The sequence below is a fragment of the Gilliamella sp. B14384G10 genome, assembly GCF_016101685.1.
In the GTDB taxonomy this organism is placed as follows: domain Bacteria; phylum Pseudomonadota; class Gammaproteobacteria; order Enterobacterales; family Orbaceae; genus Gilliamella; species Gilliamella apis_A.
The window spans coordinates 378,163-395,885 of record NZ_JACFQA010000002.1; the positions used below are offsets into that span (position 1 = coordinate 378,163).

A 17,723-nucleotide genomic window follows, 5' to 3' on the forward strand; every position below is an offset into this window, starting at 1 on the left:
GTGGGTAACGAATTAATAAGTGGTTTTTTTTATCTAACCACTCTATAATAAGGTGCAATTTTACATCTATTTTTAGCCCATTAATATTAATTTATTAAATTCGTATATTCGATTAAAATTGCAGGTTACACATGTCAATAGAACAAACTTTAACAGAAGAAGAAATCAAAGCAAAAAAACAGCATAAAGCAGAACTTATCGCTGAGAAGAAAAAATTCAATGTCACTTGGGAAATGTTACAAGCTTATGGTCGTCAGCTTTCTGAGAGATTATTACCCGCCAATCAATGGAAAGGCATCATCGCTGTTAGTCGTGGTGGCTTAGTACCAGCAGCTATTCTAGCTCGTGAACTTAGTATTCGTTATGTCGATACAGTTTGTATTTCTAGCTATGATCATGATCATCAACGTGAAAAATTAATTTTAAAACAAGCAAACGGTGATGGCGAAGGCTTTATTGTTGTTGACGATTTAGTTGACACTGGTAGCACTGCACATACCATTCGTGAAATGTATCCTAAGGCGCACTTTGTAACTATTTTTGCTAAACCAGCAGGTAAACCATTAGTTGATGATTATGTTGTCGACATCGCACAAGATACATGGATTGAACAACCATGGGATACTGGTGTCATGTTTGTTAAACCAATTTGTGATAATAAATAATTGTTAAATATAACTAGGTTGCTATGGTTATGACTGAAAACCTTTCTGAAAAGATATTTAAACCACAATATGACTACCCTGAAACATCGTCGCTAATCAATCGTCTTGATAGTAGCAATGGCAGCAGTATTAGTCCTCTTGATGGTGAAATTGATTCAAAATGGTATCGAATCATTAACCCTCTTTTATGGTATTGGCGCGGTCTTCCTAAGTTAGAAATCGAAGCGGTTTTATCAAGAATCGCTATTTCAACGAAGCGCCATACTAATGATAAATGGTTGGATTCAGTTATTGGTTATCAATCTGGCAACTGGATATATGAGTTTTTAAATCAAGCTGCAATGTGGCAAGCTAAAGCTGATAATGTTGCTCAATCTAATTTAACTGAAGAATCGAAAAATAGTTTATATCAGGATTATCTCATTGCCAGCGAATACGCCAGTATTGCCAGTTATCCTCATTTTAAGAATGATGAGCTAGCGATGTATGCTCAAACCTGTGCCTATCAATCGTATATGAAGGCACTTGAATATTCACCTTATTCAACCAAGCAGTTAGAGTTTAAAGTTGAAAATCGGGTTATTAAATCCATTTTGCATTTACCAAACAATAGTAATAGTAGTGTTTGTCCTGTTGTTTTAGTCTGCAATGGTTTAGGTAATTTACAAATTGATTATTATCGTTACTTTAGTGAATATCTTGCTCCACAAGGTTTTGCTATGTTAACTGTCGATTTACCAACCGTTGGATATAGTCGTAATTTTGTATTGAGCCAAAATAGTAGCCAAATTCATCAAGCAGTGATCGAACAACTATCATCGGTTCCATGGGTAGATAGCAATCGAATGATTGTTGCTGGGTTCCGCTTTGGTTCACATATTGCAACACGGCTTGCTTATCTAATGCCTAATAAAATTAAAGGATTATTTAATTTTACTCCATTTGTACACCAACTTTTTGTTGATAAGGCATTACAACAAAATCTACCTAATAGCTATAAAGATATGCTAGCCAGTCGTTTAGGTTTAACTTCTGTATCAAATCAAAAATTAGCAGCCGAATTGAATTATTTTTCTCTTAAGAATCAAGGATTATTAACCCATTCTTGCCCTATACCAGTTATGAATATTATCTTTGAAGATGATAAATTAAGTAATTTGAGTGAAGCGAAATTAATTCAATCAGCAAAACAAAGCAAAATTGTCACAATCCCCAAAACACCATTGCAAAAAGGTTTACAAAACGCCTTTGCTCAATCAGTTAAATGGATGGAGTCTATTTTGTAATAGCTAATTTAAATAAGAGTATTGTTATGAATAATAAAAAACAACAAACTGTCGTTGTTAAACTCGGTACCAGTGTTTTAACTGGAGGAACTAAACAGTTAGACCGTGCGAGAATAGTAGAACTGATTCGACAATGTTCTTATTTACATCAAACTGGTCATAAAATTATTATCGTGACATCGGGCGCTATTGCTGCTGGTCGAGAATACCTCAACTATCCTAACCTACCCAATACTGTTGCCACAAAACAATTACTTGCTTCAGTCGGTCAAAGCAAATTAATCCAACTTTGGGAACAGCTGTTTTCGATATATAAAATTTATATTGGACAAATGCTATTAACTCGCGCAGATCTAGAAGATCGTGAACGCTTTTTAAATGCCCAAGATGTATTAAAAGCGATGTTAGAGAATAATATTGTCCCAGTGATCAATGAAAATGATGCTGTCGCTACGGCTGAAATTAAAGTTGGTGATAACGATAATTTATCAGCTCTTGCCGCAATTTTAGCCGAAGCAGATAAATTGATATTACTTACCGATATCGAAGGTTTATATACCGCCGATCCAAGAAGCGATAGCAATGCACAATTAATAAAAGAAGTAACTCAGATTAATGATGATCTGCGCAGTATCGCAGGTGATAGTGTTTCAGGTTTAGGGACCGGTGGCATGAGTACCAAAATTCAAGCTGCCGAAGTAGCCGGAAGTGCTGGCATAGAAGTAATTATAGCTGCAGGAAATAAAGCCAATGTGATTGTTGATGCAGTCAATAATCAATCGGTTGGTACCCGTTTTTTACCGCAAAAAACCCCATTAGAACATCGTAAACATTGGCTATATGGCGCACCAAACGTAGGCAAAGTGATACTTGATGATGGTGCGATTAATGCTATTTTAAATAATGGTAGTTCGCTATTACCAAAAGGCATTATCGCAGTCGAAAAAGATTTTTCACGTGGTGAAGTCATTAATATTTGTGATAAATCTGGTAAGCAAATAGCTCGAGGAGTCAGCCGTTATAATAGTGATGCATTACGACAAATAGCTGGACATCATTCACAAGAAATTAGCCAAATAATTGGCTATGAATATGGTCCTGTTGCCGTACACCGCGATGATATGCTGATTAAATAATAGATTTAGAATAGAGACATTCGGCCAAATCGTTACAAAAACTTACTCTATAGCGTTGTGTTCAGTACTATCTTTTACTAATAGTAATAATGCCTATAATCAGGCTTTTGTCTATACAAAAACCAACATCAGATAAGGTCATTATTGGCATGTTTATATTTTTCATAATACAAAATGATTTATAATAAAACTAGACAAGTTTTTATTACATTAAAAATAGCTTTTAGAAAAATCGAGCAAACTGCTCCTTTAGAAAATAAAATCGATACAATAGTAAATCAAATGGGTTTAGAGGAATTATTTTAGTAAAATTAGAAATGCATAGTTAAATTACAAAAATATATTGATGATTTAATATATAACATAGCGTTCTGGATAGATTACCTATCTTATCGATAAATAAAAAAACAGATGAATAAGATAAAAGGCTTATAAAATTGAGTATTGAAGTTAATAGCTATCACGAAAAATGGCAAAAAGATGAGCAGGATTTAGTCTTTTATAGACGTAAATATATTGAACCACTTATAATAATTTTACTTACCTGCTTTATAGCATTCTTTATATTCTCTCACATAATCGAAATCCCTTTTCAACTCGGTCTCATTTTATTATTAATGATTGTTTTTTTGTTATTACAATGGGCTGAAAAATATATCATTTTGGGTAAAACATTTATTAGTATTAGGAATAGTCAGTTTACCGTTGCGGATCTTATCCTATTTACCCTGTTTTTTATTGTTTATGTCTTTTTAAAAAGAAAAGATAAAAATAAAATGACCTGTATCCTATTTAAGAATATTATTAATATCTCAGAAAAAAATCCTAATACCATGATAATAAAATATAAGACAAACGATATTATTGAGGATTATGTTATCGACCTAAATATGATGTTGGAGTCAGAAAAGCAGTTATATTTAGAAAAAATGCAATCTATTAAAAAACTCTGTGGACAAAATCAATAAAGGTTAAGCAATGATAAACGAAATGGGTAAAGCAGCCAAACTTGCTTCATATCAATTAGCACAATGCACAACAAAAATTAAAAATCAGGCTTTATCTCATATCGCCGATTTATTAGAACTAAATGCTAATAAGATTCTCGATGCTAATCAGAAAGATATGGCTATGGCAAAAGAACAAGGATTGACTGAGGCAATACTCGATCGTCTGTTATTAACTTCCGAACGATTATCATCTATTGCTAATGATGTTAGAAATGTTGTTTCTTTAACCGATCCAATTGGCCAAGTTATTGATGGTTCGACATTAGCAAGTGGATTAAAGTTACAACGTCACAGAGTTCCATTAGGTGTGATTGGCGTTATCTATGAAGCTCGTCCAAATGTGACTATTGATATTGCGGCTCTCTGCTTAAAAACCGGCAATGCAGCGATACTACGTGGTGGTAAAGAGACGGTTAATACCAATGCCGCTATCATAGCTATCATTCAGCAAGCTTTAAAACAAGTCGGTTTACCTGAAACAGCAATTCAATCTATCGATAATCCTGATCGCAAATATATCACTGAATTACTTAAACTTGATAAATATGTTGATATGATTATTCCTCGAGGTGGCGCAGCATTACACAAACTTTGTCGAGAACATTCAACCATACCTGTTATTACTGGTGGTATTGGTGTTTGCCATATTTTTGTCGATGAAAGTGCTGATTTTGATAAAGCGCTATCAATAATACTTAATGCAAAAACTCAGCGACCAAGTACCTGTAATACTGTTGAAACATTACTTGTTCATACTGAAATTGCCAATACTTTTTTACCAAAACTTAGTCAAATCATGGCCGATAATCAGGTGATATTGCATGCTGATCCCGATGCTTATAAAATTTTGAATGCTGGAGTGGCAAATGTTTTTGCCGTTGAGGATGATGAACTAAGACAAGAGTGGCTTTCCAAAGATCTGAATATTGTTATTGTTGATTCATTGGAATTGGCGGTGGAACATATTCGCGAATATGGTAGTGGTCATTCAGAAGCCATTTTAACGCGTAGTCTTGTAAATGCTGAACAATTCGTTAACTTAGTCGATGCTGCTGCAGTTTATGTTAATGCATCAACCCGATTCACCGATGGCGCACAATTCGGTTTAGGTGCTGAAGTTGCAGTTAGTACACAAAAATTACATGCCAGAGGACCAATGGGCCTTGAAGCGTTAACAACGTATAAATGGATTGGTTATGGCGAAGATTTAATTCGTCAGTAGTGATAATAACTAACTATTCATAAACCTGAACAGTTAGTTATATAGTTATATAGTTATTAGTTATATAAGTTAAATAGATTAATCAAAATTACGCATTAAAAGCGCATAATTTAAATCAATGTCTTCGGCGATTGAAATATAAACAATGTGACCATCACCAAGTCCTGCTGGAACTGGTTGACCTTTTTTATTTTCCATTCGTTCAATAATAAAGGTCATATTACCTTTAGGGGTCATCATTTCAACACTATCCCCTACTGAAAATTTATTTTTAACAATAATTTCAGCTAAGCCATTTAGACGTTGACCACTAAACTCACCAACAAATTGTTGTCGATCAGATACAGAATGACTATGCACATAGTTTTGCATATCTTCATGTTTATGGCGACGTAAAAAGCCTTCGGTATATCCTCTATGAGCTAAAGAATCAAGTTCCGCCAATAAGCGTGGATCAAATGGTTTACCTTCACTGGCGGCATCAATAGCTTGACGATAGACTTGCGCAGTTCGAGCACAGTAATAAAACGATTTGGTTCGACCTTCAATTTTTAATGAATGTACGCCAATCTTTGTCAGATCTTCGACTAATTCAACTGCTCTTAAATCTTTTGAATTCATGATATAAGTACCATGTTCATCTTCAAAAGCTTGCATATATTCGCCAGGACGACCAGATTCTTCTAACATAAAGACCTGATTGGTTGTTGTACCAACACCTAATGTTGGTTCAACTTGTTGTACAGGAATCGGCTCGCATTTATGGACTATCTGCCCTACTTCGTCCTCTTTTCCCTCAGATACTTTATATTCCCAACGACAAGCATTAGTACAAGTACCTTGATTTGAGTCACGTTTATTAATATAACCAGATAATAAGCAGCGTCCTGAATAGGCCATACATAGCGCACCATGAATAAAAACCTCAAGTTCCATTTCTGGTACTTTTTCACGGATCTCTTTAATTTCATCCAGAGATAATTCTCGAGATAGCACCACCCGAGTTAATCCCATTTTGTGCCAGAATTTTACCGTTGCCCAGTTAACCGCATTTGATTGTACGGATAAATGAATTTCCATTTCTGGAAAATGTTCACGAACCAACATGATTAAACCAGGATCAGACATGATAAACGCATCCGGTTTCATGTTAACAATTGGTTCTAAATCACGAATAAAGGTTTTTAATTTTGAATTATGAGGGGCAATATTAACTACCACATAAAACTTTTTACCTTGAGCATGGGCTTCGTTGATACCAATAGCGAGATTTTCGTGATTAAATTCATTATTGCGCACTCGCAAACTGTAGCGTGGTTGCCCTGCATAAACTGCATCAGCACCATAAGCAAATGCGTAACGCATATTTTTAAGAGAACCAGCTGGTGAAAGTAATTCTGGTTTTGGATATAACATTGTCATTAAAAAATGCCTCTGATTTCAAGTCAGTATTACCTTATAAGGCAATAGGTTAAGCAAAATAGGATGGGCATTTTACGCTTTAGCTATCAGATTGGCAAATTTATTGTAACCATAATAAGGAACAACAATATCTCAATTATAAATAAGGAATAATAAATTGTTGAATAAGGCGTTATTTCGCAAGTTTAATTAAAACTTGTGGAATATTTCTTTTTTAAAAATCAAATGAAAACATAAACAAGATTATACAGACAAAATCCGCTAAATTTGTGATTAATATCACATAAAACTATTATAACGCCCAATATTTTTTAGCTTTTATTGCTCACATTTGTGCAAAACCACATAGCCTAGCAAACAAATTCAATAATAAAATTAGAACAATATTTTTTGATAGTCATAAAAAGCAATGAGGAAAATTTAAATGACTGAATTCATAAGTTGGTATGGAGCGATAATAGGACTTTTTCTTGCTATTTTTTTAATTCTACGCGGAATAAATCCAGTTTATTCGTTATTTTTTGGTGCGATAATAGGTGCATTTATTGGAGGTGCAAATCTAGTACAAACTATTTCGATTTTAACTACCGGTACACAAAGTATAATGGGAACCGTAATCAGAGTATTAGCCGCAGGGATTTTAGCTGGCGTGATGATGGAATCAGGCGCAGCTGAAACAATCGCACAAGCTGTTGTAAAAAAATTAGGTGAAAAAAAGGCATTACTCGCTTTAGCACTAGCCACCGGTATTATTACTGCATCAGGCGTATTTATTCCGGTTGCTGTATTAATTGTTGCGCCAATTGCTTTATCTGTTGGTAATAAAATGGGGATTTCTCGATTAGCATTATTATTAGCGCTTTCTGGTGGTGGTAAAGCTGGCAATATTATTTCCCCTAACCCTAATACTATTGCGGTTGCCAATGGTTTCAATTTAAGTCTAAGTGATGTAATGATAGCTGGTTTTATCCCTGCACTATTTGGTTTAATTGCAACTGTTGTAATTGCTTCATTAATCAAAAATAAAGGCGATAAAGTAACTATTGAAGAAGTCGTTGCTTTGCAAAAAAATGATGCAGAACAAAAAAATAACAATCCTTCTCTGAGTAAAGCAATCGTTGCACCTGTAACTGCTATTTTGCTATTAATGATCAACCCTATAGGTAATATTTTTCATATTGAAGCATTAGCTAATTTAAAGATAGATGCGCTATATGTACTTCCCGTTGCAGGAATCATCGGTATGTTAGCAATGGGGCAACATCGTAACATTGCTATGTATACTAAATCCGGGATTGAAAAAATGACACCAACCGTACTCATCCTTGTCGGTGCAGGTGCTATTGCTGGTTTAATTGGTTCATCAAACTTAGCTACTCAAGTTATCAATATTATTGATTATATGGGCATCTCAGGTTATTACTTATCACCAATTTCCGGTGTATTAATGGCAGCGGCCACCGCGTCAACATCTACTGGCGTTATTTTAGCAACTGGGACTTTTGGTTCAACCATTACAGACATAGGAATACCGGCTATTAGTGCAGCTGTAATGATGCATACAGGTGCAACTGTTATTGATTCATTACCACAAGGAAACTACTTCCATGTCACTGGTGGTAGTATGAATATGACAATTAAACAACGTATGAAATTGATCCCATATGAAGCTATGGTTGGTGGCACTATGACACTCGTTGCCACAATTTTCTATCAATTTATTATGTAATATTAAGAGTAATTTTTATGAAACAAAAAACATTTGTACTTGCTCCTGACTCGTTTAAGGAAAGCTTAACCGCAAAAGAGGTATGTCAGGCAATCGAATCTGGATTAAAAAAAGTTTTTCCTGATGCTAAATATATTCATGTACCGATGGCTGATGGTGGTGAAGGCACAACACAATCATTAGTCGACGCAACTAATGGAACATTACATACATGTGAAGTCACAGGTCCTCTTGGTAACAAAGTCACTGCCTATTATGGCATTCTAGGTGATAACACGACTGCGGTCATTGAAATGGCCTCAGCAAGCGGTATCCATCTTGTACCCAAAGAACAACGAAATCCATTGATTACCACAACATTTGGTACGGGCGAATTAATCCTTGCCAGCTTAAAACATGGTATTAAAAAAATCATTTTAGGTATTGGTGGTAGCGCCACAAATGATGGTGGCGCAGGAATGGCACAAGCCTTAGGAGTGAAGTTTTATGATAAAAATAATCAGATAATTGCTAAAGGAGGCGGCGCATTAGAGCATTTAGCTAGAATTGATATATCTGAAGTCAATCCTCAATTAGATAAAGTTGAATTTATCGTTGCTAGTGACGTCACTAACCCTCTATGTGGAGAAAAAGGAGCTTCAAAAGTATTTGGGCCTCAAAAAGGGGCTACATCTGAAATGATTAAACAATTGGATGATAACTTACAGCATTATGCATCCATTATAAAATCTCAGCTAAATAAAGATGTCGCAACTATTCCAGGTGCTGGTGCCGCGGGTGGATTAGGTGCCGGATTAATGGCGTTTACCAATAGTAAAATGGAAAAAGGCATCGATATTGTTATCAAGTATAGTAATTTAGAAAATCAATTAATCGGCGCAGATTTTTGTTTTACTGGTGAAGGTGGGATTGATTTTCAAACCAAATTCGGTAAAACACCTTATGGTGTTGCCCAAACGGCCAAAAAACACAATATTCCAGTTATTGCATTAGCCGGAATGATTGGCGAAAACATCGAGGAACTTTATCCAGAAGGTATTAACGCCGTTTTCGGTATTATCCCTTCGATATCTAAAATCGAGGATCTATTGGCTGATGGGTTTAAAAATATTGAACGAACCAGTGAAAATATTGGTCGCTTAATTAATATAGCTCAAATTTAACATTTCTAGACAACTAAAAATATGGGGAAATAAAAGATTATTCTTTATTCCCCAATCATGAAATCTTACGAATAAAGTATAAGCTCTGTAGTTTGCTATAATTAAAAAATTTTAACAGGTTTCAAAAAAATCATAGTAATAAAATTATTATCAATGCGATATAAATTATTACTTGATTATAATAAAAAGGTTTATTGCTATGAAAGTTCAAAGTATCTCTCCAATACTTGCTCAATCGATTGTTGATAAAACCATGCGCATTATCAATTGTAATGTCAATATAATGAATAATCGGGGAGAAATTATCGGTAGTGGTGATTTAGAACGAATTGGCGAATTACATGAAGGTGCTGTATTAGCCATATCACAAGGCAGAGTAGTGACAATTGACAGTCCAACTGCAAAAAAACTTAAAGGAGTTAAACCGGGTGTTAATTTTCCATTAAAACTTAAAGAAGAAATTGTTGGTGTGATTGGAGTAACGGGTGAACCAACTAAAATTATCCAATTTGCTGAATTAGTGAGTATGACGGCAGAGATGATGATGGAACAAGCATTATTACTCAATCAACTCTCTCAAGATAATCGTTTAAAAGAAGAGTTTATATTATCGATAATTCAATCAGACAAAACTGTCTCCAATATAACTGAATGGAGTCGAAAATTAAACATTGATTTATCTTTATCCTATGTAACTGTCATTATTGAAATCGAAAGTGGCCAACTTGGAATTCAAACCGCAATGAGTGAATTACAACAAATTCAAAATGAACTCGAAACATTAACAAAACTAGTAGCGATAAAATCACTAACCGAAATTGTTATATTACTTCCTGCTTTAAATAAATTTAATCGATGGGATTTAACAGAACATAAAACAAAATTAGAAAAGTTAGTTAGTCAGGCAAAACTGCTCAGTCAATTTAAAATAAAAATATCTTTAGGAAATTATTTTCATCAAGGTAACGATACCATAGCAAGATCTTATCAAACAGCCAAAACCGCCTTAGAAATCGGCAAAAAAAGATTTCCACATTGTCGTAATTATTATTATCAAGATCTCATATTACCTGTTTTGTTGGATGGTTTAAATAAAGATTGGCAAGCAGAAGAGTTACTTTCACCGTTAAATAAATTAAAAGCGTCTGATTCAAACGGCTTATTGCAAAATACTCTCGAAACTTGGTTTATCCATAACTTACAGAACAATAATACGGCAAAAGCCCTCTTCATACATCGCAATACATTAGAATATCGATTAAACAATATAACCAAACTAACTGGATTAGATTTGTCAAAATTTGACGATCGAGTACTGCTTTATATTGCATTACAACTCGATAAATAACCTTATATACCACTCCCAAAAAATCACTTCGATTGATCATCAGAACTAATCAATGGGAGATATTCTTGCCAACGATATTCCCTTATCGGCATTGGATTAGCATTGTCAAAATATAAAACTAATGCAGGTTTGATACCGTTCCAATTATCGACAAATTCATAGCGGACCAGATAGCCTTGTGAGATCAGTTTTTTGGCTTTAGCGTGATAATTAAAATAAGCCATATTTTATCTTATCCTATTTTTTGATAAACACTATAAATGGACATAATTCAATAAATAACAATACTAAATGATGAGTTATTATTTGATTGTTTAATTAAATAACGATTTAATAAATAACACTAAAAATTGAAAACATTTTTACAATTACAAAAGATGCCTGAACTAGAAATGGATTTTAACGATGATATTCAGTTTTAGGATTACTAAAGAATGGTTATTTTGAATCATCCTTTAACATCTCTAAACAATCTTTACTATCTATAGTAAAAGAAAATAAATGTTTACCATTTTTTTCACTATACATGTATTTAAAAATCGCTCCTTTAGATATTGTTTCTTTTGTACATTCTTCAGAACAAATAGAGTTTCTTGCAGTTAAAAAAAGTTTATTTTCAACAAAACCCATTTCTGAATCTTTAATATTAACATTAATAATTGTCATTTTATAAACTATTGTATTTTTATATGCGGTAGTTGAATCTAAAATGGTGAACTGATCTAACTGATATGGGGTATTTTTATTTATTTCTTTTGACATGGTAAATAACAGCTTTTCAATATTTTTATCAAATAGGTCAAATTGATTCATAAAAAAGAAAACTGCTACTGAAGCAATAATAAATGATAACCAATATCGAAGTTTTTCTACCGTCATAATAATACTCAATTCGCTATAATTATCATTAACTATATCATATAAAAAATAATTCTCTCTATTGACTTGGTACTTTATTCGAGGAAATACTGTAGGTAACTTATCGATTTTAAATGGAGGCGCGTCCCGGAGTCGAACCGAGGTAGACGGATTTGCAATCCGCAGCATGGCCACTCTGCCAACGCGCCGATGAGGTCTATCTGAATAGGTGGCAAATATTAGCATTGGCTTACCTTATCGTCAAGTTTTAATAGGTTATAAATACAGCAGTCGCATAGAATATTTAAAATGTCCTAAATATCGGACATAAATAAAAACAATAAACTTAATTTATATAACTTTTTTACACTTAAAATCAAAAAATTTTAAAGAACAGGCTTTTCAAATGTAAAATCATACACAATATTAAGAAGAAATTTTATTTTTGATAAAAAACAAAAATTTGACCTAACTCACAACTTTTAAATTTAAATAGATAAAGTAATAGATTATTTTCAATTAAAATGCATTTATTGCTTGAAAATTAACTCTTTTAGTATAAAAATAGCCCTGCTTTTAATAATATTTATTTTTAAGGAATGGAAATGTTTAAAAAACTATTAGCAGTATCATTATTAAGTTTTGCGTTAATTGGTTGTGGTGATGATGCAGCTAAAATTGATTTTACCACACAAGATACTTTTACTAGTTCTGTTAAAAAAGCTAGTGAAAAATTAAGTGATGCAGATAAAATTGCTTTCGCTCGTGCTATTGTTAAAGCAACAGCTGCAGCGGCAACTAATCCAGACAATGCGGGTGATGAAGCGAAAGTAAAAGAAGATCTCAAAAACAAACTTAATGGTAAAACAGCTAAAGAAATTATTAGCGAATTTGATAAATAATCTTATCTAATTAGTTCTAAAGCCCGCATTAGCGGGTTTTTTTATAAATAAACTTAACCTCATTGAGTAAATTTTTCTTAAAATAGTTATCGAGATAAAGAAAAATTACCAATATTTTAATTTAATTACTTTTGATAGTGGCAATTTAATTTGTATATAATTTAGACTTTAAATATTAATTTTTTTATTTCCTGACCAAATTTTATATACTTACAGCAATATAACAGTACATTTGAGGTGTCTAGTGATTGAGTTAAAGCTTAGAGAAGTAAAAAAAGACTTATCAACTAAAGAACTTAAAGTTGCTTATTTTATTATTGAAAATACCCAAGCGCTCAAGAATATGAGTATCCAAACGTTAGCAAAACTCAATCACGTAAGCACCACAACTATATTACGTCTATGTAATAAATTAGGATACAAAGGATTTAGTGATTTTAAGGTCGATCTTATTGGCTCAATCCCTAAAAAACTTAATAATGAAATATTACAAGATGATATCAATTTGAATGATCCTCTTGCTGATGTTAATAGTAAAGTCCAAGCAATGGAAAAATCCTCAATCGATGAAACTCACTCCATTGTTAATATTCATGCACTCAATAATGCAATTGATTTAATTATTAATAGTCAAAAAATAGTTATATTTGGTGTAGGCAGTAGTGGTTTAGTTGGTAAAGAACTTGAATATCAACTAATTAAAATAAAGAAAGATGTAAATTGTCACTTCGATGCTCACGTTACACGTAGTCTTATCAGCACATTAGATAAAAATGATCTTGTCATTATTATTTCACATTCAGGAGAAACACCTGATTGTGTTGAATTACTAAAACTAGCCGATCAATCTTTGGTTCCATCTATTGCTATTACCAAAATGGGACAAAGCCAAATTTCATCCTTAGCTACTTTTGTTTTACATACTACTTCTATGGAGCATGCTTCAAGGTTAATACCGATACGCTCTAAAATATCACAAATATCTGTTGTAAATATGCTATTAACGAACTTATTTATTCGTCAATATGACGAACGATTACTATTACAAACTCAAAACAGAGAAAAGCGTAAATATCCGGCAAAAACAACAAAATAATCTCCAAAAATAAAATACTAGTCATGAGAACAAATTTGTTGGTTATCTCGTCACTCTTTCTTTGCATAAATTTGATCTTGTTCACAAAATCATAAAAATTTCTTAAAAAATGGATGACTATTTCCCTCTGTAGATGTAACTTTGTTACTAAATAAATAACAATATTTAGTAATAAAATTACATAATAAGGAAATTTTTATGCCACATCCTTTACCCATCATTTTAGCTAGTCATGGTCCATTTGCTCAAGGCGCTTTAGAGTGTGCTCAAATGCTTATGGGCAAACAAGACAATGTTCATGTTATATCAGTTTTAATTGATAGTAATATCGATAATTTACGTCAGGAAATGCAAAGTAGTTATAAAAAACTTAACCAAGGCAATGGCGTAATTATATTGGTAGATATTATGGGAGGAACGCCCTGTAATCTAGCCACTGAACTGCTCATATCGCATGATGATGTATTGCTATTTTGTGGTTTTAATATTCCAGTATTACTTGAAGTTTTAAATAATCGTGAAGGAACATTAAATGATGCCAAATTAGCTATTGAGGAAACTTTTCCTGAAAGCTGTAAAGATGTTCGGCAGATTCTAAATGTTCAACAAGAACAATCTAATGAGTTGTAAGGAGAAGACCAATGCCAATAAATGTAGCAAGAATTGATGACCGTTTGATTCATGGACAAGTTATTACTACTTGGGTAAAAAACTATGACATAGAACAAGTATTAGTTATTAATGACAAAGTCGCTGGTGATAAAGTTCAGCAATCGGTACTCACTATGTCGGCACCTCCTGGGCTAAAAGTTTTAGTGTTTGGTGTACAACAATTTATCGAAATTTTAAAAAAGACCCCGATCAAAAAAAGAACCATGTTACTTTTCACAAATAGTATTGATGTTAATGCGTTAGTTGAAGGCGGATTATCACTGGAAAAAGTGAATGTGGGCGGTATGCGAATGCAAGATGGTCGACATCAATTATCAAGAGCGGTTTCAGTAACACCAGAAGAGGAACAAGCATTCAAAAACCTTATTGCTAAAAATATTCCAGTTGAGGTACAGATGGTGCCTAAAGATCCAATAGTCGATCTGCAATCACTACTTAACTAAATAATGTTTGAAAGTATTTATTTATAATTTGGAGGTTAACATATGTTAACGCAAGCTATTCTTGTCGCCATTTGGGCGGGAATTTGTTCATTGGATGATGTTGGTCCGCAGATGTTACGTCGCCCATTATTAACTGGTACCGTTGCAGGTATTATTATGGGTGATATGGTTCAAGGGTTAGCAATTAGCGCCACGCTAGAGTTAATGTGGATGGGTATTGGTAACGTAGGTGCATATTCCGCACCAGACATTGTTGCCGGTGCCATTATCGGGGTTTCACTAGGTATTACTACTGGCGGAGGTATTGCTACCGGTATTGCATTAGGCGTACCTGTATCATTGTTATGCCAACAATTGCTTATTATATGGCGCTCATTTGCCTGTTTTTTAAATCCTTGGGCAGAACGTTCTGTTTTAAATGGTGATTATAAAGCGCTGGCTAAAGTTCACTTTTTTTCAACACCACTTTGGTTTTTAATTCGAGCTGTTCCATGTTTTATTGCAATTTATTTTGGTAGTGATTTAGTTAAAACTATTTTAGATGCGATTCCAAAAAGTATCATTGATGGTATGGGCGTTGCTTCCAAATTAATTCCAGCAGTAGGTATTTGTATTTTATTACTGATGTTACTCAAAGGCAGAATGTGGTTCTTTTTCCTATTAGGTTTCATGCTAACAACCTATTTAAAATTACCAATTATTCCAGTGACATTTATTGCTCTAGCTTTCGCAGTCTTATATGACATGGCGTCAACTAATGGCAGAATCAGTAATAATAATGAATCATCCGACAACCAAACATCAATGAATAGCAACACTGAAGAGGAATATGATCTATGAGTACTCTACATAAAATTACTAAAAAAGATCTAAATCGTATCTTTTGGAACCTACAAACCATGTCATTTTCATATAACTATGAAAAAATGCAAATGATAGGATTTGCCCATTGTATGGCCCCAGTATTAGATCGCCTTTATAAGGATGCTGATAAAGAAACGCGTATCCGTGCAATGAAGCGTCATTTAGAATTTTTTAATACTCAAATTAATGCTGGTGCGTTAATTTTAGGGGTTACCGCTGCAATGGAAGAGAAAACCAGTGAAGAAGAAAAAGATGCGGTAGTCTCTGTTAAAGCTGGTTTAATGGGCCCTTTTGCAGGTTTAGGTGATAGTTTACTTAAATTCACTTGGATGCCAATTTGCGGCAGTATTGGCGCTGCTTTCGCGTTGCAAGGCAATATCATTGGTCCTATATTAATGTTTTTAATTTATAACCTTGTTAATGTATTAAGCAAATATTTCTTTATTCATTATGGCTATAACAAGGGTGTAGATTTAATTGAGCAATCAAAAAATTCAAATATTATTCAAAGAATAAGTAACTTGGCTAATGTTGTTGGTGTCATGGTCTTAGGCTCACTCATTGCATCAACGGTCAAAGTGGCTACACCACTAACGATAAATGTTGGCGAACAATCGATTAAAGTTCAAGAGATGTTCGATAAAGTCATGCCAAATTTTTTAACCTTACTTTTTGCATTAGCCACATTCTTCATCGTTAGGAAGTTTCAAGGAAAATACACAGTTAGCTTAATACTGGCGGTAATGGTGATTGGGGTAATATTTTCAATGTTTGGTATTTTAAAGTAAGGAATAAATATGGTAGTTAAAATTAAAACAGCTTCATTAAACCGCAATAAGCAAGGTCAATTAACTGTCTCATTTGAAAACAATTCAGATCATCGTGTAGATTTATACTGGACTGAAGAAGCAAATGTTAATACAACAAATAAAACATTAATCAGTGAAGATATAAAATCGCCGTTTAGTTTTGAAGATCCTTTACAAGCAAAACGTCGTATTTATCTGATTCTACAAATTGGTAATGATTTTTCATTTTTAGTTGCCGAACGAACTTTACCAATTACAGGCCTAAATAATTTCCGTGATTTTGGTGGTTATATTGGTGCAAATGGAAAACGGGTAAAATGGGGATTATTATACCGTTCTAATCATCTTCATGGTTTAAAACCAGATGCGCAACAGTATATTAAAACATTAAACATTCAAACAATTATAGATTATCGTTGTGAAAATGAAATTAAAACTAGTCCGAATTCTTCAATTGGTGAAAAGCAAACCTTTAATTTTGATGCTTCAGCACAAACAGCAGAACTTGCAGCTCAATTTGCAGCCGATCCCAGCAATGAAGATCGAGCTCTAATTGAGAGTGTGTTGAGAGATATTCCGAAAGAATTAGTCAATGGCGAAGGAATTCAAGTTCTGGAGCAATATCGTAACTTTGTATTGAGTGAAAAGTCGAAGAATGCTTATCGACAAATGCTTAGAGTAGTATTAGATGGCAACAATAGTCCAAGTATTCAACACTGTCGTGGAGGTAAAGATAGGACTGGCTATGGCGTGTTACTTATCCAGATAATGTTAGGTGTATCTGAATCAGATATTATTTATGATTATATGCTAACTCACGATAACCGATTAGAACGTAATAAAATCAAAATGGAAGCTTATCGAAAAATAACCGATAATGAGGATGTTTTAGGATATTTGCTAAGTCTAATTGATACTCGTGAAAGTTTCGTATTAGAAATACTTAATACGATGAAAAAAGTTGCTGGAACACCAAGCAATTATATTAAACAAGAACTTGGTTTCACCGATCAAGATTTTGAAAAAATGCAGGCTATTTATCTAGAATCTTAACTGAATAACCTCTATCAAAAAGCGTAATTATTCCATTACGCTTTT

18 protein-coding genes and 1 tRNA gene are annotated in these 17,723 nt (G+C 33.4%); 15 read left to right on the top strand and 4 right to left on the bottom strand.

What is annotated here, in order from left to right:
* Positions 1–131: 131 nt before the first annotated feature.
* The 5 genes from gpt (at position 132) to proA (ending at position 5,319) form a co-directional block, all read left to right on the top strand.
* The gene (gpt, locus tag H3T54_RS06020; protein ID WP_086364273.1) at positions 132–665 is read left to right on the top strand and encodes a xanthine phosphoribosyltransferase; all 534 of its coding nucleotides are present in this window, start codon (positions 132–134) and stop codon (positions 663–665) included.
* Between the two features lie 29 nt (positions 666–694).
* Positions 695–1,951, top strand: a complete 1,257-nt coding sequence (locus H3T54_RS06025) for an alpha/beta hydrolase (protein WP_198221481.1) — start codon at positions 695–697, stop codon at positions 1,949–1,951.
* 26 nt (positions 1,952–1,977) lie between these two features.
* Positions 1,978–3,087 carry a glutamate 5-kinase gene (gene proB / locus H3T54_RS06030; RefSeq protein ID WP_198221483.1) on the top strand — a complete coding sequence of 370 codons (1,110 nt, stop codon included), beginning with the start codon at positions 1,978–1,980 and terminating at the stop codon, positions 3,085–3,087.
* Positions 3,088–3,524: 437 nt separating this feature from the next.
* Complete coding sequence (locus H3T54_RS06035) at positions 3,525–4,055, top strand: hypothetical protein (RefSeq protein ID WP_110447954.1); 531 nt, start codon at positions 3,525–3,527, stop codon at positions 4,053–4,055.
* Between the two features lie 10 nt (positions 4,056–4,065).
* Complete coding sequence (proA, locus tag H3T54_RS06040) at positions 4,066–5,319, top strand: glutamate-5-semialdehyde dehydrogenase (protein WP_198221485.1); 1,254 nt, start codon at positions 4,066–4,068, stop codon at positions 5,317–5,319.
* A gap of 78 nt (positions 5,320–5,397) precedes the next feature.
* On the opposite strand, the gene yegQ is transcribed toward proA, so the two are convergent.
* Positions 5,398–6,735: a tRNA 5-hydroxyuridine modification protein YegQ gene (gene yegQ, locus H3T54_RS06045; protein WP_198222006.1), complete on the bottom strand. Its 1,338-nt coding sequence runs from the start codon at positions 6,733–6,735 to the stop codon at positions 5,398–5,400.
* A gap of 430 nt (positions 6,736–7,165) precedes the next feature.
* On the opposite strand from yegQ, the gene H3T54_RS06050 reads away from it, so the two are divergent.
* From H3T54_RS06050 to H3T54_RS06060, 3 genes are all read left to right on the top strand, one after another.
* A complete protein-coding gene (locus tag H3T54_RS06050) occupies positions 7,166–8,470 on the top strand; it encodes a GntP family permease (RefSeq protein ID WP_110447956.1) in 1,305 nt (434 codons plus the stop codon).
* A gap of 17 nt (positions 8,471–8,487) precedes the next feature.
* A complete protein-coding gene (locus tag H3T54_RS06055; RefSeq protein WP_198221487.1) occupies positions 8,488–9,633 on the top strand; it encodes a glycerate kinase in 1,146 nt (381 codons plus the stop codon).
* 199 nt (positions 9,634–9,832) lie between these two features.
* Positions 9,833–10,981: a sugar diacid recognition domain-containing protein gene (locus tag H3T54_RS06060; protein ID WP_110447958.1), complete on the top strand. Its 1,149-nt coding sequence runs from the start codon at positions 9,833–9,835 to the stop codon at positions 10,979–10,981.
* A 23-nt stretch (positions 10,982–11,004) separates the two neighbouring features.
* Here the strand turns inward: H3T54_RS06060 and H3T54_RS06065 are convergent, their stop codons facing one another.
* The 3 genes from H3T54_RS06065 to H3T54_RS06075 form a co-directional block, all read right to left on the bottom strand.
* The gene (locus H3T54_RS06065) at positions 11,005–11,205 is read right to left on the bottom strand and encodes a thermostable hemolysin delta-VPH (RefSeq protein WP_110447959.1); all 201 of its coding nucleotides are present in this window, start codon (positions 11,203–11,205) and stop codon (positions 11,005–11,007) included.
* A gap of 214 nt (positions 11,206–11,419) precedes the next feature.
* Positions 11,420–11,860 carry a hypothetical protein gene (locus H3T54_RS06070; protein ID WP_198221489.1) on the bottom strand — a complete coding sequence of 147 codons (441 nt, stop codon included), beginning with the start codon at positions 11,858–11,860 and terminating at the stop codon, positions 11,420–11,422.
* 114 nt (positions 11,861–11,974) lie between these two features.
* Positions 11,975–12,048, bottom strand: a tRNA-Cys gene (locus tag H3T54_RS06075).
* Between the two features lie 396 nt (positions 12,049–12,444).
* On the opposite strand from H3T54_RS06075, the gene H3T54_RS06080 reads away from it, so the two are divergent.
* The 7 genes from H3T54_RS06080 to H3T54_RS06110 all read left to right on the top strand — a co-directional run bounded on the left by H3T54_RS06080 (position 12,445) and on the right by H3T54_RS06110 (position 17,678).
* Complete coding sequence (locus tag H3T54_RS06080; protein ID WP_110447961.1) at positions 12,445–12,741, top strand: DUF6694 family lipoprotein; 297 nt, start codon at positions 12,445–12,447, stop codon at positions 12,739–12,741.
* A 244-nt stretch (positions 12,742–12,985) separates the two neighbouring features.
* Complete coding sequence (locus tag H3T54_RS06085) at positions 12,986–13,837, top strand: MurR/RpiR family transcriptional regulator (protein WP_110447962.1); 852 nt, start codon at positions 12,986–12,988, stop codon at positions 13,835–13,837.
* A gap of 198 nt (positions 13,838–14,035) precedes the next feature.
* Positions 14,036–14,467: a PTS sugar transporter subunit IIA gene (locus H3T54_RS06090; RefSeq protein WP_198221491.1), complete on the top strand. Its 432-nt coding sequence runs from the start codon at positions 14,036–14,038 to the stop codon at positions 14,465–14,467.
* Positions 14,468–14,478: 11 nt separating this feature from the next.
* A complete protein-coding gene (locus H3T54_RS06095; RefSeq protein WP_110447964.1) occupies positions 14,479–14,952 on the top strand; it encodes a PTS sugar transporter subunit IIB in 474 nt (157 codons plus the stop codon).
* A 42-nt stretch (positions 14,953–14,994) separates the two neighbouring features.
* Positions 14,995–15,792: a PTS sugar transporter subunit IIC gene (locus H3T54_RS06100; RefSeq protein WP_198199725.1), complete on the top strand. Its 798-nt coding sequence runs from the start codon at positions 14,995–14,997 to the stop codon at positions 15,790–15,792.
* Positions 15,789–16,604 (top strand): PTS system mannose/fructose/sorbose family transporter subunit IID, encoded by an 816-nt coding sequence (locus H3T54_RS06105; protein WP_110447966.1) that lies wholly within the window; start codon positions 15,789–15,791, stop codon positions 16,602–16,604. Before H3T54_RS06100 ends, H3T54_RS06105 begins: the two co-directional genes overlap by 4 nt.
* A 9-nt stretch (positions 16,605–16,613) precedes the next feature.
* Positions 16,614–17,678 carry a tyrosine-protein phosphatase gene (locus H3T54_RS06110; RefSeq protein WP_086360071.1) on the top strand — a complete coding sequence of 355 codons (1,065 nt, stop codon included), beginning with the start codon at positions 16,614–16,616 and terminating at the stop codon, positions 17,676–17,678.
* Positions 17,679–17,723: the final 45 nt, after the last annotated feature.

Bases quoted from the DNA above. Each gene is read 5' to 3' on its own strand.
- gpt (WP_086364273.1), top strand. From the start codon at position 132: ATGTCAATAGAACAAACTTTAACAGAAGAAGAAATCAAAGCAAAAAAA.
- H3T54_RS06025 (WP_198221481.1), top strand. From the start codon at position 695: ATGACTGAAAACCTTTCTGAAAAGATATTTAAACCACAATATGACTAC.
- proB (WP_198221483.1), top strand. From the start codon at position 1,978: ATGAATAATAAAAAACAACAAACTGTCGTTGTTAAACTCGGTACCAGT.
- proA (WP_198221485.1), top strand. From the start codon at position 4,066: ATGATAAACGAAATGGGTAAAGCAGCCAAACTTGCTTCATATCAATTA.
- yegQ (WP_198222006.1), bottom strand. From the start codon at position 6,735: ATGTTATATCCAAAACCAGAATTACTTTCACCAGCTGGTTCTCTTAAA.
- H3T54_RS06050 (WP_110447956.1), top strand. From the start codon at position 7,166: ATGACTGAATTCATAAGTTGGTATGGAGCGATAATAGGACTTTTTCTT.
- H3T54_RS06055 (WP_198221487.1), top strand. From the start codon at position 8,488: ATGAAACAAAAAACATTTGTACTTGCTCCTGACTCGTTTAAGGAAAGC.
- H3T54_RS06060 (WP_110447958.1), top strand. From the start codon at position 9,833: ATGAAAGTTCAAAGTATCTCTCCAATACTTGCTCAATCGATTGTTGAT.
- H3T54_RS06065 (WP_110447959.1), bottom strand. From the start codon at position 11,205: ATGGCTTATTTTAATTATCACGCTAAAGCCAAAAAACTGATCTCACAA.
- H3T54_RS06070 (WP_198221489.1), bottom strand. From the start codon at position 11,860: ATGACGGTAGAAAAACTTCGATATTGGTTATCATTTATTATTGCTTCA.
- H3T54_RS06080 (WP_110447961.1), top strand. From the start codon at position 12,445: ATGTTTAAAAAACTATTAGCAGTATCATTATTAAGTTTTGCGTTAATT.
- H3T54_RS06090 (WP_198221491.1), top strand. From the start codon at position 14,036: ATGCCACATCCTTTACCCATCATTTTAGCTAGTCATGGTCCATTTGCT.
- H3T54_RS06095 (WP_110447964.1), top strand. From the start codon at position 14,479: ATGCCAATAAATGTAGCAAGAATTGATGACCGTTTGATTCATGGACAA.
- H3T54_RS06100 (WP_198199725.1), top strand. From the start codon at position 14,995: ATGTTAACGCAAGCTATTCTTGTCGCCATTTGGGCGGGAATTTGTTCA.
- H3T54_RS06105 (WP_110447966.1), top strand. From the start codon at position 15,789: ATGAGTACTCTACATAAAATTACTAAAAAAGATCTAAATCGTATCTTT.
- H3T54_RS06110 (WP_086360071.1), top strand. From the start codon at position 16,614: ATGGTAGTTAAAATTAAAACAGCTTCATTAAACCGCAATAAGCAAGGT.